Below are 526 nucleotides of genomic sequence, written 5' to 3'. Positions count from 1 at the left end.
TTTGCAGTTCAGTAATTTTAGTTTCGCGACGTTGTCGTAGATCTCGGAGGTGTAGTACATGGACGCGTTCTCCGTGATTTCGATGGTCAGTAAACGGCAGTCTCTGCTCGCGAGTTCTTGATAAAGAGTCGAGAAGTTTCTTCCTCGTAGAAGAGAAGGGCACACATTGATGCTGATGGGCACCAACAAAGTCGGCTGTTTGGCGTAAATTGCTCGGATCACCAAGATCGTGTGGATCAAAAGCAGTCCATTGCTGATGAGTGTTTCGATGAACCTTTGGGTGTTCTTCACTTTGAATCGAGAAAGGGCTTCGTAGTGAATATTTTGCTGCGTTGAGGTGTTGTAGATCGGTTCGAGCTTGATATGAAATTCTCGAATAGCAAACAGATACGTGATGAACGCTTGTAGCGACCGATGCCTTAGTATCACTAAAAAGAACAGGCTCAACAAAATGATGCTCTTAAAAGGTCCTGAGATGTAATACACCTCTTTATAGCCTGTATCTTTAATTTGATAGTGAAAGTAT

At 43.2% G+C, this 526-nt stretch carries 1 protein-coding gene; it reads right to left on the bottom strand.

Annotated features, from left to right (window positions below; all coding sequences use genetic code 11):
- The coding region (locus R7Q48_RS30810) for an EAL domain-containing protein (RefSeq protein WP_318134211.1) at positions 1-526 on the bottom strand (526 nt) is incomplete at both ends.

It is taken from the genome of Vibrio sp. 378 (genome assembly GCF_033339435.1).
The sequence above is the reverse complement of the archived record's forward strand: the minus strand, read 5'-3'. Positions and strand labels throughout refer to the sequence as shown.